Annotated in this window: 12 protein-coding genes; 2 read left to right on the top strand and 10 right to left on the bottom strand. The window is 66.4% G+C overall.

Annotated features, from left to right (window positions below; translation table 11 throughout):
• Window positions 1-376: 376 nt before the first annotated feature.
• From LXM88_RS10840 to hpnI, 9 genes are all read right to left on the bottom strand, one after another.
• On the bottom strand, window positions 377-1,414 hold the full coding sequence (locus tag LXM88_RS10840) for a GlxA family transcriptional regulator (protein WP_262542067.1): 1,038 nt from the start codon (window positions 1,412-1,414) through the stop codon (window positions 377-379).
• Window positions 1,415-1,436: 22 nt separating this feature from the next.
• A complete protein-coding gene (locus tag LXM88_RS10835) occupies window positions 1,437-2,237 on the bottom strand; it encodes an ABC transporter ATP-binding protein (RefSeq protein WP_174382243.1) in 801 nt (266 codons plus the stop codon).
• A gap of 21 nt (window positions 2,238-2,258) precedes the next feature.
• Window positions 2,259-2,972: an ABC transporter permease gene (locus LXM88_RS10830; protein WP_204426048.1), complete on the bottom strand. Its 714-nt coding sequence runs from the start codon at window positions 2,970-2,972 to the stop codon at window positions 2,259-2,261.
• Window positions 2,969-3,658 (bottom strand): ABC transporter permease, encoded by a 690-nt coding sequence (locus LXM88_RS10825; protein WP_031400068.1) that lies wholly within the window; start codon window positions 3,656-3,658, stop codon window positions 2,969-2,971. Before LXM88_RS10825 ends, LXM88_RS10830 begins: the two co-directional genes overlap by 4 nt.
• A 270-nt stretch (window positions 3,659-3,928) precedes the next feature.
• Entirely contained in the window at window positions 3,929-4,486 is a 558-nt protein-coding gene (locus LXM88_RS10820) for a lipoprotein (RefSeq protein WP_047900222.1), read from the bottom strand.
• Between the two features lie 87 nt (window positions 4,487-4,573).
• Window positions 4,574-5,629 (bottom strand): lysylphosphatidylglycerol synthase domain-containing protein, encoded by a 1,056-nt coding sequence (locus LXM88_RS10815; RefSeq protein WP_262542058.1) that lies wholly within the window; start codon window positions 5,627-5,629, stop codon window positions 4,574-4,576.
• Window positions 5,626-6,510 (bottom strand): hopanoid biosynthesis-associated protein HpnK, encoded by an 885-nt coding sequence (gene hpnK, locus LXM88_RS10810; protein ID WP_262542056.1) that lies wholly within the window; start codon window positions 6,508-6,510, stop codon window positions 5,626-5,628. The genes LXM88_RS10815 and hpnK overlap by 4 nt, the downstream gene beginning before the upstream one ends.
• 3 nt (window positions 6,511-6,513) lie before the next feature.
• Entirely contained in the window at window positions 6,514-7,956 is a 1,443-nt protein-coding gene (gene hpnJ / locus LXM88_RS10805) for a hopanoid biosynthesis associated radical SAM protein HpnJ (RefSeq protein WP_400158219.1), read from the bottom strand.
• A 137-nt stretch (window positions 7,957-8,093) separates the two neighbouring features.
• Complete coding sequence (hpnI, locus tag LXM88_RS10800; RefSeq protein ID WP_262542051.1) at window positions 8,094-9,269, bottom strand: bacteriohopanetetrol glucosamine biosynthesis glycosyltransferase HpnI; 1,176 nt, start codon at window positions 9,267-9,269, stop codon at window positions 8,094-8,096.
• Between the two features lie 637 nt (window positions 9,270-9,906).
• Here hpnI and LXM88_RS10795 point away from each other — a divergent pair.
• Window positions 9,907-10,905: an LLM class flavin-dependent oxidoreductase gene (locus tag LXM88_RS10795; RefSeq protein WP_262542048.1), complete on the top strand. Its 999-nt coding sequence runs from the start codon at window positions 9,907-9,909 to the stop codon at window positions 10,903-10,905.
• Between the two features lie 36 nt (window positions 10,906-10,941).
• On the opposite strand, the gene LXM88_RS10790 is transcribed toward LXM88_RS10795, so the two are convergent.
• The gene (locus tag LXM88_RS10790) at window positions 10,942-12,003 is read right to left on the bottom strand and encodes an alpha/beta fold hydrolase (RefSeq protein ID WP_262542046.1); all 1,062 of its coding nucleotides are present in this window, start codon (window positions 12,001-12,003) and stop codon (window positions 10,942-10,944) included.
• A 172-nt stretch (window positions 12,004-12,175) separates the two neighbouring features.
• Here LXM88_RS10790 and pdxY point away from each other — a divergent pair, with 172 nt between their 5' ends.
• Window positions 12,176-13,036, top strand: a complete 861-nt coding sequence (gene pdxY, locus LXM88_RS10785) for a pyridoxal kinase PdxY (RefSeq protein ID WP_047900216.1) — start codon at window positions 12,176-12,178, stop codon at window positions 13,034-13,036.
• Window positions 13,037-13,288 lie beyond the last annotated feature (252 nt).

The raw sequence follows: 13,288 nt of genomic DNA, 5'->3' as shown, positions 1-13,288 counted from the left end.
GTCGTCGTCCATTTGTCGCACGCCTCCTGGCAAGGTCACCGCAAACACCATCACCTTGCGACATGAATCACCTTGCAGCCGAGCGAAGCGAGGATGGAGCTGGCGGGCGGTATACCGCTCCGTTGGGTGGTGTGATGCGTCAGAACCATTGCTCGAACCACTCCGGTCTCCTGACTGGCGCGGACACTTAGGCAGTGGCCACTCCGATGACCACGGCACCGGGAAGTCATGCGTTTTCACAGCGCCTTTCTTTTGGTTACTTTTCTTTGGCAAGACAAAGAAAAGTAACCGCCGCCCCGCGCAGGGGCGACGCTAATAGACCGACACGATCACAGGTGCTTCACGACAACCCGCAAGCAAACCACGAAACCGCGAATCAATCCTTCCCCCCCCTCTCAACCAACGCGCCCCCGCGAGGCTCACTCCCGGTCTGCTTTTCGAGCCACGCTCGCCGATCTTCCCGGGGCGTCACCCCGAACCTTTCCCGATAGGCATTGGAAAAGTGCGCAGCGGAAGAAAACCCACAGGCGAGACTAACCTGCACGACAGACTTACTCGTGCGCTGCAACTGCGTCCTTGCCTTGAGCAACCGCAAATTGAGGTAATACTTCGAGGGCATCGCCCCAAGATACTGCCGAAACAACCGCTCCAACTGTCGGCGCGAAACGCCGACCAATTCGGCGATCTCATCGGTAGTCAGAGGATCCTCGACATTGGCTTCCATCAACAGCAACGCATCGTTCAACTGAGGATGCCGCTCGCCGGGCGCAGTCACAAAAGGAATCCGCTGGCGTTCCTCGCCACTCCGCAAAGTCCCCGCACCGAGCGCATCGGCGATCCTCTCGGCGAGATCGACACCATGTTCCCGGCCAATCATGGCCAGCATGAAATCCACGGTAGCCTGCCCGCCCGCGCACGTCGCGCGATCCCGATCGATCTCGAAGATCTGCTGCGTGACGATCGAGCGCTCGAACTGCTCGGCGAACTGCTGATACGTCTCCCAGTTCACGCTCACGCGATAACCGGAAAGCTGCCCGGCCATCGCCAGCCACCACACGCCGTGGTGAATGCCGGTCACGACCGGCGTGCGCTGCCCGACCCGCGCGAGACTCGCGAGAAACAACCGGTAGTCGGCGAACTGCTGGAACCGTTCGGTCACGACGATCAGCCAGTCGCACGCGATCGCATCGTTGAACGCCGCATCGGCATGCCACTGCGCACCGCCCGCGAGCGTCACGGGCCGCCCGTCCCACGAACACACCTGCCAGCGGTACAGCAGCCGCCCGTCGATCTCGTTCGCAAGATTCAGCGCATCGACGATCGGACCCACGCCCGACATCGACACGGGCGGCAATGCAACGATCACCACCTGCGTCGTGCGGGTGGCGCCTGCGGGACGAGACACCGGTACCACGTATGAAACCCGCCCTGTCGCGTTACTTGAGACTGCCCGACAGGAACTGCTTCAGCCGCTCGCTCTGCGGGCGCACCAGCACCTCCTTCGGATCGCCCTCTTCCTCGGTCCGCCCCTGATGCAGGAACATCACGTGGTTCGACACGTTGCGCGCGAAACCCATCTCGTGCGTGACGACGATCATCGTGCGGCCTTCCTCGGCGAGCTTCTGCATCACCTTCAGCACTTCGCCCACCAGCTCCGGGTCGAGCGCCGACGTCGGCTCGTCGAACAGCATCACGTCCGGATGCATCGCAAGCGCACGCGCGATCGCTACGCGCTGCTGCTGGCCGCCCGACAGGTGCGACGGATACTGCTTCTCGACGCGCGGCGCGAGGCCGACCTTCTCCAGGTATTCGCGCGCACGCTCCTCGGCTTCCTTCTTCGAAATGCCGAGCACGTGCACGGGCGCCTCCATCACGTTCTCGAGCACGTTCATGTGCGCCCACAGATTGAAGTGCTGGAACACCATCGCGAGCTTCGTGCGGATGCGCTGAAGCTGCTTGTGATCGGCAACTTCGAGTGCGCCGGCGCGGTCGGTCTTCGTGCGGACGGTCTCGCCGTCGACGACGATCTGCCCCGCATTCGGCCGCTCGAGGAAATTGATGCAGCGCAGGAACGTGCTCTTGCCCGAGCCGCTCGCGCCGATGATGCTGATGACGTCACCGGCCTTCGCGTTCAGCGACACGCCCTTGAGCACCTCGTTGTCGCCATAGCGCTTGTGAATGTCGACCGCCGCAAGCTTGGTGGAAGCGGAAGCGCTCGTTTGAGTGATCTCGGCCATCTGGCTCTCCTCGAATTGAAATCAGTGACGGCCGGCCGCGAGATACGCGAGCCAGTGGCGCTCCGCACGGCGAAACGCCGCGACGAGTGCGAACGATACCGCAAGATAGATCAGCGCGGCGATCCCGAACGACTGGAACGCCATGTAGGTCGCGGAATTCGCGTCGCGCGCGACCTTCAGGATGTCGGGCACGGTCGCCGTGAACGCGACGGTCGTCGCGTGCAGCATCAGGATCACCTCGTTGCTGTACAGCGGCAGCGCACGGCGCAGCGCCGACGGCAGGATCACGCGGCGGTACATCGTGAACGGCGTCATCCCGTATGCCCGCGCAGCCTCGACCTCGCCGTGCGGAATCGCACGGATCGCGCCCGCGAAGATCTCGGTCGTGTACGCGCAGGTGTTCAGCGCGAACGCGAGAATCGCGCAGTTGAAGCCGCTGCGGAAGAACGCGTCGAGCAGCGAATGCGAACGCACGAACTCGAGGCTGTACATGCCCGTGTACATCAGCAGCAACTGCACGTAGAGCGGCGTGCCGCGGAACACGTACGTGTAGAACCGCACCGGCATCGACACCCACTTCTTCTTCGACACCCGCGCGACCGCGAGCGGCACCGCGCATACGAAGCCGAGCGAAATCGACGCGACGAGCAGCCACAGCGTCACCGCAAGGCCGGAGAGGCGCTGGCCGTCCCAGAAAAGGAACGCCTTGCCGAATTCCTGGAGGATCTCGATCATAGTTCTGCGTGCCGCACGCCCATGGAATAACGCTTCTCGAGCTGGATCAGCACGAGGTTGGAAACGGTCGTGATCGCGAGGTAGATCAGCGCCGCGACGAGGATGAAGAAGAACATGTTGAACGTGCTCTTGCCGGCGTCCTGCGCGGCCTTCACGACGTCCGCGAGGCCGATGATCGACACCAGCGCAGTCGCCTTCACGAGCACCTGCCAGTTGTTGCCGATCCCGGGCAGCGCAAAGCGCATCATCTGCGGAAACATGATCCGCGCGAACACGCGTGCACCGCTCATCCCGTACGCGGCGCCGGCTTCGAGCTGGCCGCGCGGCACCGACAGGAACGCGCCGCGAAAGGTCTCGGTGAAGTACGCGCCGTAGATGAAACCGAGCGTCAGCACGCCGGCCACGAACGGGTCGATGTCGATCTGGTCCCAGCCGACGAGGTCGGTGAACTGGTTCAGCCAGATCTGGATGCTGTAGAACAGCAGCAGCATCAGCACAAGATCGGGCACCGAGCGGATCAGCGTCGTATAACCGGTCGCGATCGCTCGCACCACCCGGTTGTGCGACAGCTTCGCCACCGCGCCGATCAGCCCCAGCGCCACCGCAGTGGCGAGCGACAGCACCGACAGCTCGATGGTCTGCACGGTGCCGGCCCAGAGGACAGGACCAAAGCCGTAAAGGAACACGCGCGTCTCCAGAGTTGGAATGGATGCCGACGCGAATGCCTGTCCCGCGCCGGGCTGACGCGGATAGTCGCAAGCGAAATTGATTGCCTCAAATCACCTTGCATGCGATTGCTGCATCGCAGCAACCCGCCCCGCCATTTGCGGCCCCGGCCTACGCCGCTGTTTCAAAAGGAAAAAAGCCGCTTCCTGACAGTCGGATGACACGCAGGGAAGCGGACTTTTTGCAATTTTCCGGTCGCTTTTTCGATATAGCGCCAGACGCGGGCCGGCTCACCGCCCCTTCAGGATGTCGGAGCGCGAAGTCGTATAGACAAGCCCGTCCGGGCCGAAATGGACGTTGAAGAACGCGTCGGTGTTGACGCCGTCCTCGAGCCAGCGCCAGCTCCAGACCGTCTCGGGCTTCAGCGGATACTGCGCGATGTCGCCCGGCTTGCCGAGCAGGCGCCGCACCTCGTCCTCGTTCATCCCGGGGCGCACCTTCGCGAAATTCTCGGCGGTCAGCACCTGCGTCGCGCCGGTGTAACGGCCGTTCGCGTCGAGATCGACGAACCACGTCTGGTTGCCCATCGGGCCGCGCGGATATTCGAAACGCTTCGAGCCGTCGGTGAACTCGCGCTCGGTCTCGGGCTTGCCCATCGTGCCGCGTACGTCGGCCTCGGTCGATTCGCCGACCTTGAGCCCCTTCAGCAGCAGCGGCGCGGGCTTGATCGCATTGAAGAAGTCCCTGATACGTTGCACGTCGAGGTTACCTTGCTTGTCGTCGCAGCCAGTCAGCGCCAGCGCGGCGGCCAGCATCGTCACAGGAAGCAGCCGGAAACGGAAAATCATCGGAAGAATTGCGCGTCGAGAAAACACGCGGCAAGCATACCCGCGCGACGCCAAAAGCGCGAGACGGGCACGCGGCCCGTCTCGTGTTCAATGCGTCGTTTCGGTTTCGGTTTCAGCTTCGGCTGCGGGCGCGCGGCTCGCCGGATGCGGCGCGCGTGGCACCACGGGTGCCGCGCCGATGCGGCGGCGTGTGCGCACGAGTTCGGCGAGCTGCCACGAACCGAGCGCGAGGCAGCCGAACAGCACCTCGCGGCCGCGCTTGACCAGCGCGAGCGACAGCGCCGTCTCGCGGTCGACGCCGAACATCTGCGCGAGCAGCACGACGGTCGCCTCCTGCACGCCGAGACCGCCCGGCACCATGAACGCGGCATGCCGCACGGCCTGCGTCATCGCCTCGATCGCGATCGCGCCGCCGATCGACACCGGATGGCCGAGCAACGCGAGCGCCCAGTAGATCTCGAGCGCGCCGAGCACATAGCCGGCCAGCTGCCAGAAGAATGCGCTGAACAGCAGGCCCGTGCGCGACATCAGCCCGTCGATGTCGGCGTCGAGCCGGCGGCCGTCGACGCCCTGCAGCAGCCGGTGCGAATCGCCGAGCAGGCGGCCCGCGAACCGCTCGATCGCGTGGAAGATGCCGCCGCGCCGCATCAGCACGACGCCGAGCACGGGCAACGGCAGCGTCAGCAGCAGCGCGAGGCCGATCGTGCCGCCGCCCATGTTGTCCGTCGTCGCCAGCAGCAGCACGAGGCCGAGCGCCGCAAACGCATACTGGACGACGATCGTCACGAGCACCTCGACGATCACCGACGCCGTCACGCGGCTCGCGTCGGGCACCTGCCAGCGCGCGAGCCGGATGCCGACCAGCTCGCCGCCGATCCCGACCACGGGCAGCAGCCGGTTCACGGCCTCGCGCACGGTCGCGATCCACCACAGGAACGGCAGCGAACTGCGCTTGTCCAGCAGCAGATGCCACGCATACGCATCGAGCAGCAGCGGCAGCGCATGGAACGGCACGAGCCACAGCAGCGCGTAACCGGCGCGCGCGAGCATCTGCGACACGTCGCCGACGCCTTCGTGCAGCCCCAGCGCGAGCAGGATGCCGATGCCGATCGGCCAGCCGAGCCACTTGATCCACTTGGTCATGACGGCTGCGCTCCCGGTGTGCGCGGCGTGTGTGCACCGCGCCGGACCGCACGCTGGCCAAACACGTCGGCAAAACCGCCGGTCGCGACGCCCGCCGCTTGCAACGCGGCGGCGACGCGCGGCGACAGCAGCGCATCCAGTTCGTCGACCGGACGGTAACCGGCCATCGTCGGCGTGATCGGGCCGTCGCCGGCCTCGGCCGGATGGCAGTAGATCTCGCCGACGCCCAGCGGCAGCGTGGCGAGCGCGTCGAGCAGCACGGCCTCGTCCATCGCGCCCGTATGCTCGATCCCGACCACGTAGTCGTTGTGCGCAAGCCCTGCCCGGTCGAGCCGCGCGCGCACGAGCGCGATCCACGGCTTGAGCAGCGCGGGCGCGCTCGTCTCGTACGGCAGCCGCACCGCGCGCAGCCCGTAATCGCGGCCGATCTCGATGATCATCGACAGCACGGTCGGATGCAGGTGGAAATGCTTGTGCGCGTTCACGTGGTCGAGCGGCAAGCCGCTCGCCGCGAACGCGTCGAACTGCGCGCGGATTTCGCGGCGCAGTTGCGCACGCACGTGCGGCAGGAAGAAGAAACGACAGCCGTCCTTCGCCATCGCGTCGCCAAATCGCCCGTCGGGGCCGACGAGCGCGGGAATCTCATGCGCGGGCAGCGTGGCCGGCCCGTCCGCGAGGACGAGATGCAGGCCGACCGCGAGCGACGGCAGCCGCCGCGCGCGTTCGATCGCATCCTGCGCGGCGGGCGCGCCGACCATCAGGCTCGCGGCGTTCAGCACGCCGTCGCGGTGCGCACGCTCGACCGCCGCGTTGACGCGCGGGTGCAGCCCGAAGTCGTCCGCGGTGAAGATCAGCGCCCGCGCCGCCCGCTGCGTCGCCACGAATCAGGCCTCGTGCGCGCGCAGGAAGCGGAAGAACTCGACACCTTCGCGCAGGCGGCGCTTCATCATGTCCCAGCTCGTCAGCATCTCGCGGACGATTTCCCAGATCTTCGACGGACGGAAGTAGAACTGGCGATAGAACTGCTCGAGGTGGTGATAGATCTCGTCGCGCGACAGATGCGCGTAGCCGATCGCCGCGAGCTGCACGCCTTCCTTGCTCACCAGGTTGATGGTCTTGTTCTCTTCCATCCAGCCGTTTTCCACGGCCTGCTTGTAGAGCGTCGTGCCCGGATACGGTGCGGCGAGCGACACCTGGATCGTGTGCGGATTGATTTCCTTCGCGTACTCAATCGTCTTCTTGATGGTTTCCTGCGTCTCGCCCGGCAGGCCGAGAATGAAGGTGCCGTGGATCTTGATGCCGAGCTTCTTGCAGTCCGCGCTGAAGCGGCGCGCGAAATCGGTGCGCACGCCCTTCTTGATGTTCACGAGGATCTGGTCGTCGCCGGATTCGAAGCCGACCAGCAGCAGGCGCAGGCCGTTTTCCTTCATGACCTTCAGCGACTTGTACGGCACGTTGGCCTTCGCGTTGCACGACCACGTCATGCCGAGCTTGCCCAGGCCGATGGCGATGGCTTCGGCGCGCGGCAGGTCGTCGGTGAAGGTGTCGTCGTCGAACATCAGTTCCTTCACTTCCGGCATGTTGTCGCGGATCCACTTCGCTTCCGCGAGCACGTTCTCGACCGAGCGCGTGCGGTAGCGATGGCCGCTGACCGTCTGCGGCCACAGGCAGAACGTGCAGCGCGACTTGCAGCCGCGGCCCGTGTAGATCGACACGTACGGGTAGTTCAGGTAGCCGATGAAGTAGTTGTCGATCTTCAGGTCGCGCTTGTAGATGGGCGCGACGAACGGCAGCTCGTCCATGTTCTCGAGGATCGGACGCGCTTCGTTGTGCTCGATCGAGCCGTCCTTCGCGCGCCAGCTCAAGCCCTTGATCTCGGGGAACGGCTTGCCTTCGGCGATTTCCTTGCAGGTGTAGTCGAATTCCTCGCGGCACACGAAGTCGATGGCCTCGCTCGCCGTGAGCGAGTTGTGCGGATCGACCATCACCTTCGCGCCCACCATGCCGACCAGCATCGACGGCTTCATCTTCTTCAGATCCTGCGCGAACATCGCGTCGGTCGGGAACGACGGCGTGCTCGTGTGGATGATCACGAGGTCGTAGTCGTTCGCAATCTTCAGCGTTTCCTCGACCGACAGGCCGTCGGCCGGCGCATCGACGACGCGGCTGCCCGGCACGAGCGCGGCCGGCTGCGCGAGCCACGTCGGATACCAGAAGGAACGGATTTCGCGCTTCGCCTGATAGCGGGAGCCGGCTCCGCCGTCGAAGCCGTCGTACGAAGGGGCCTGCAAGAACAGCGTTTTCATGAATGCTCCGGTAGCCTGCATAGTTCGTTTCGATTCAACGATTCAGTCAAAAAACCGCGGGCCGCCCTGCCGGCGCCCGCCTCTCTGTCATGTCGCGTCGCGCGGCTTCTCCGCGCAGCGCGTCTCGGCCCTCGGGCCGGGTTCGTCCGGGCGCGGCCCTAGCTGCCGTCCGCCCCTTCCACCGCCGCCGTCGCGCGTTCGCCGCCGACGACCGTCATTCTCGCGCCGCGCCACACGACGTGCGTGCCGAACGCGGCCGCGAGCCACTCGAGCGCGAGCAGCGTGTCGCGCACCGCGACGAGCGGCAGGTCGCGCCAGAACGCGCGCCAGCCGTCCTCGCCGCGCGCATGCAGCACGAGCCGCCCGAATGCGCCGACGGCGGCCGCGGAACCGGCCAGCGTACCCGCAAACGTCCCGTCGAGACGCACCGCGAGCGCCGCGCCGATCGCGAGCCACGGCACGGTAAATGTGATGAACAGGAACGCGAAGCCGGCCGGGTTCAGCGACCGGATCGTACGCAGCCAGCGCGTCTCGCGGTGCCACAACGGTCCGAACGACGGCTCGATCACGTCGGTCGCGACCTCGACTTCCGACAGCACGGTGCGCCGCCCGAGGCGGCGCGGCAGCTCGGCCAGCCAGAAATCGTCGGCCAGCTCGTCCTTCAGCGCGAGAAACCCGCCGATCCGGTCGAGCGTGTCGCGCGTCAGCGCGAGCGTCGCACCGAAGCCGAAGCGGCTCGAGCGGCCGAGGTGCGTGATCCGCACCGACGGCGCGAACCACGCATCGACGAACTGTGCGCCGATTCGCGTCCAGAACCCGCCGACGCTGCGCGCATGATACAGGCACGTGACGACACCGACCGACGCATCGGCGAGCGGCGCCGTCACGCGCTCCAGATAGTCGGGCTTCACCGCGATATCGCTGTCCGCGATCACGATGCGGCCGTACTTCGCGCGCGCCGCGAGATTGATCAGGTTGCTGACCTTCAGGTTCTTGCCGTGCACGCGCGAGTCGATCACGAGCGTGATGTCGCACTCGGGATAGTCGGCGCGCAGCCGCTCGACGACGGCAATGGCCGGATCGGCCGCCGACGCGACGCCGAACAGCACTTCATGACGCGGATGACGCTGCTCGCAGAAGGTCGCGAGGTTTTCGTACAGGTGCGGCTCCGCGCCGCACAGCGGCTTGAGCACGCTGACCGGCTCGAAGCCGTCGCGCGCGGCCGTGCGCGGCGTGCGCGGCCGCGGCGCAAATGCGGCGACGAGCGCATAGCCGGCCGCGGCCAGCGTGAACGCGATCAGGAGCCAGTCGAGCAGCGTGGCGGTTGGCGTCATGCGTGACGCCTCCCGGCGAACTGAACGCCACGGCGAACGCTTGCGCGTGATTGAGCGTGATGCGGTATTCGGACAGCGACGAACGCGGGCACGACCCGACTCCTTGTTCCAGCAGCGTCTGTGTTTGGGGGAGGCACGACCCGTTTTCGGGTGTTGCCATGCCCGGCTTCGCGTGGCGCATCCCCGCGCGACACCCGGACGGGGTGCGGGAAGATTCGAATGGCGAGCATCGGCACAACATGGGCAAGCGCCGGATTTTAGCAGCCCGCGGCACCCCGCGCTCGGCACTACGAGAAACGGACTGGTGCAATTCCGGCAAAGCTGCGCAGTCGGCGCACCATTCAGGCGCAACCGCGTTCACGTTAACGTAAGCACTTTGCAGGCGTATTGCAGTCTTGAAAATCAAACGTTTCGTGCAAATTTGTAGGTCGATGCGGATTCACATCCAATCGCGGTAAAGATTGGTAATTAATCAGCAATTAGATTGATTTTTGCAACAATCACCCATTCGACCCTACACCCCTGTAAGGCGCATGGGTATCGGCGCGCGCCAAGCACGTTCCGGAACCCTTTGGCAAAATTCTTCGCATTTGTTGCGTAAGCGCATCACCGCGCGCCCCCTTTCGAAGGCCACCCGATGACTCCGTTTTCCGTACTCGATCTCGCCCCCATTCCGGCCGGCGCCGACGCCTCGCAGGCGTTCCGCAACACCGTCGATCTCGCGCAGCACGCGGAGCGCTGGGGCTACCAGCGCTACTGGCTCGCCGAGCATCACAACATGCCCGGCATCGCGAGCGCGGCGACCGCCGTCGTGATCGGCCATGTCGCGGGCGCGACGAAGACGATCCGCGTCGGGTCGGGCGGCATCATGCTGCCGAACCACGCGCCGCTCGTGATCGCCGAGCAGTTCGGCACGCTCGCGTCGCTGTATCCGGGGCGCATCGACCTCGGCCTCGGCCGCGCGCCCGGCACCGACCAGACCACGTCGCGCGCGCTGCGCCGCGACCTGATCGGCAGCGCCGACTCGTTTCCGGACGACGTCGCCGAGCTGATGCGCTACTTCGCGGAGCCGGTGCCCGGCCAGCGCGTGCGCGCGGTGCCCGGCGCAGGGCTCGACGTGCCCGTGTGGCTGCTCGGTTCGAGCCTGTTCAGCGCGCAGCTCGCCGCGATGCTCGGGCTGCCGTTCGCGTTCGCGTCGCACTTCGCGCCGGACTACCTGATGCGCGCGCTCGAGATCTACCGCGCGCAGTACCGGCCGTCGGCCGCATGGCCGAAGCCGCATGCGATGGTCGGCGTCAACGTGTTCGCGGCCGATACCGACGACGAGGCGCGGCGCCTGTTCACGTCGCTGCAGCAGCAATTCATCAACCTGCGGCGCGGTACGCCGGGCAAGCTGCCGCCGCCCGTCGACGTACTCGACGCGAACGAGCTCGAACTCGCGAACGTCGCGCATTCGCTGTCGTTCGCGGCGGTCGGCTCGCGCGACACGGTGCGCGACAAGCTGCGCGACCGCATCGCGCAGACGGGAGCGGACGAATTGATCATCACCGCGCAGATCTACGATCACGCCGCGCGGCTGCGCTCGTTCGAACTGGCAGCACAGATCCGCGACGAACTCGCGAACGACGCGCGCTGACGGCGCAAGCGTGCGTCGCCGGCGGCCGGCCCCGCATCACTGCGGGTGCACGGCCGCCAGCCCGTCGAGCAGCGCCTTGTGGAATGCGTCGGGATCCTGGATCTGCGGCGCGTGCCCGAGCGCCGGGAATTCGACGAGCTGCGCGCCGGGGATCGCCGCCTGCGTGCGCTTCGCGAGTTCCGGATAGCGGCCGAGCTTCGCGTGCACGTCGGGCGGCGCGACGTCCTTGCCGATCGCGGTCGTGTCCTTGTCGCCGATCATCAGCAGCGTCGGCACGCGGATCGCACCGAGTTCGTAGACCACCGGCTGCGTGAGGATCATGTCGTAGATCAGCGCGGAGTTCCACGCAACCGCATCGCGACCGGCGCCGCGGTACATCCCGGCGAGCATCTGCACCCAGCGCTCGTACGACGGCGACCATTTGCCCGCGTAGTAGGTGCTCTGCTCGTAGCGGCGGATACCGTCGGCCGTCGTCTTCTGCTCGCGCGCATACCAGTAGTCGACCGACAGCGGCGGCACGCCGAGCGCCTTCCAGTCCTCGAGGCCGATCGGGTTCACGAGCACGAGCTGGTCGGTCGCCTTCGGGTACATCAGCGCATAGCGCATCGCGAGCATCCCGCCCGTCGAGTGGCCGACGATCGTCGCCGACTTCACGCCGATCGACTCCAGCAACGCGTGCGTGTTGCGCGCGAGCTGCTGGAAGCTGTACTGGTAGCGATCGGGTTTCGACGACTTGCAGAAGCCGATCTGGTCCGGCGCGATCACGCGATAGCCGGCGCGGCTCAGCACGCCGAGCGTGTCTTCCCAGGTCCCCGCACAGAAGTTCTTTCCGTGCAGGAGCACGACGGTGCGGCCGTTCGGGTGCGCCGGCTGCACGTCCATGTACACCATCTCGAGGGTTTCGCGCTGCGATACGAACGCGTAGCGGTGCTCGGGCTCCGGGTAGGGAAAGCCCTCCAGGCGCGGGCCGTACGCCGGCCCGTCGTTGCCGGCGGGCACCGGGGCGGCTTCGGCGGCGGAGGTCGCGCATGCGAAGGCAACGCCCGCGCCAAACAGGGCGGCGCGCGCGATGGACAACATCTTGCAAATCGGAAGCATGGCGGTCACGGTGATTGGAAACGCACGCGGCTGGCCAGACGGCGCCACGCCCCGCGATTCTACGCGGTCGGCTGACGACGGCGCGCAACACTCCGGGGCCGCGCGACTTCCGCGCGCGCGACGAACTCGGGTATCGTGTGACGTGACCCTGAAACGCGTGCAGGCGATTCCCATGAAAAACGTCCTCAGCATTCAGTCGCACGTCATCTACGGCCATGCCGGCAACAGTGCGGCCGTATTCCCGATGCAGCGCCTCGGCGTCAACGTCTGGCCGCTCAATACCGTCCAGTTGTCGAATCACATGCAGTACGGCCACTGGGCCGGCAGCGCGATCGATGCCGCGAAGATGGAGCAGCTCGTCGACGGGATCGCCGCGATCGGCGCGCTCAAGCGCTGCGACGCCGTGCTGTCCGGCTTCCTCGGGTCGCCGCCGCAGGCGCGCGCGGCGGTCGAGATCGTGCGTACGGTGAAGACGATGAATCCGGACGCGTGGTACTTCTGCGATCCGGCGATGGGCCAGACGGGCGGCATCCGGCCGGAGCCCGGCGTCGAGGAATTCATGGTCCAGGAGATGCCCGCGCTCGCGGACGGCATGTCGCCGAACCACACCGAGCTGCAGAAACTCGTCGGGCGGCGCATCGAAACCGTCGCCGAAGCCGTCGACGCGTGCCGCGCGCTGATCCGCCGCGGCCCGCAGATCATCCTCGTCAAGCACCTGCACGACCGCAACAGCCCGGCCGACCGCTTCAACATGCTCGCGGTCACCGAAACCGAAGCGTGGATCGGCCAACGCCCGCTGTACGCATTTCCGCGCCATCCGGTCGGCGTCGGCGACCTGACCAGCGCGGTCTTCGTCGCGCGCCGGCTGCGCGGCGACTCCGTGCGCGCCGCGTTCGAGCACACGCTCGCGGCCGTGCACGCGGTCGTGAAGGCCACCTACGATGCGCGCCGCTACGAGCTCGAACTCGTCGCCGCGCAGGACGAGATCGCACGCCCGAGCGAATGGTTCGGCGCGTGGGTGACGGACGCCTGACGCGCCCGCACCGACCTCCGCTTCACCGGCGCGCATGCGCGCCGCCCTGCTTTCCTGCTTTCCTGCTTTCCTGCTTTCCTGCTTTCCTGCTTCCCCTGCTTCGCCATGACCGCCGGCGATACGCGTTCCGATGCCGGTCCGATTCACGTGCAAACGTTTCCGGACTTCACATGAATGACACCGATTCCTCGCTATGCTCGCGGCGGCACGAACTGGCGCAGCCGCATCCTGCGACCCGGGCGCGCCTTTCCC

Source organism: Burkholderia sp. S-53 (genome assembly GCF_025560745.1).
Lineage (GTDB): Bacteria > Pseudomonadota > Gammaproteobacteria > Burkholderiales > Burkholderiaceae > Burkholderia > Burkholderia pyrrocinia.
The sequence above is the reverse complement of the archived record's forward strand: the minus strand, read 5'-3'. Positions and strand labels throughout refer to the sequence as shown.

Coding starts and splice junctions, on each gene's coding strand:
- LXM88_RS10835 (WP_174382243.1), bottom strand. CDS start 2,237: ATGGCCGAGATCACTCAAACGAGCGCTTCCGCTTCCACCAAGCTTGCG.
- LXM88_RS10830 (WP_204426048.1), bottom strand. CDS start 2,972: ATGATCGAGATCCTCCAGGAATTCGGCAAGGCGTTCCTTTTCTGGGAC.
- LXM88_RS10820 (WP_047900222.1), bottom strand. CDS start 4,486: ATGATTTTCCGTTTCCGGCTGCTTCCTGTGACGATGCTGGCCGCCGCG.
- LXM88_RS10815 (WP_262542058.1), bottom strand. CDS start 5,629: ATGACCAAGTGGATCAAGTGGCTCGGCTGGCCGATCGGCATCGGCATC.
- hpnJ (WP_400158219.1), bottom strand. CDS start 7,956: ATGCAGGCTACCGGAGCATTCATGAAAACGCTGTTCTTGCAGGCCCCT.
- hpnI (WP_262542051.1), bottom strand. CDS start 9,269: ATGACGCCAACCGCCACGCTGCTCGACTGGCTCCTGATCGCGTTCACG.
- LXM88_RS10795 (WP_262542048.1), top strand. CDS start 9,907: ATGACTCCGTTTTCCGTACTCGATCTCGCCCCCATTCCGGCCGGCGCC.
- LXM88_RS10790 (WP_262542046.1), bottom strand. CDS start 12,003: ATGCTTCCGATTTGCAAGATGTTGTCCATCGCGCGCGCCGCCCTGTTT.
- pdxY (WP_047900216.1), top strand. CDS start 12,176: ATGAAAAACGTCCTCAGCATTCAGTCGCACGTCATCTACGGCCATGCC.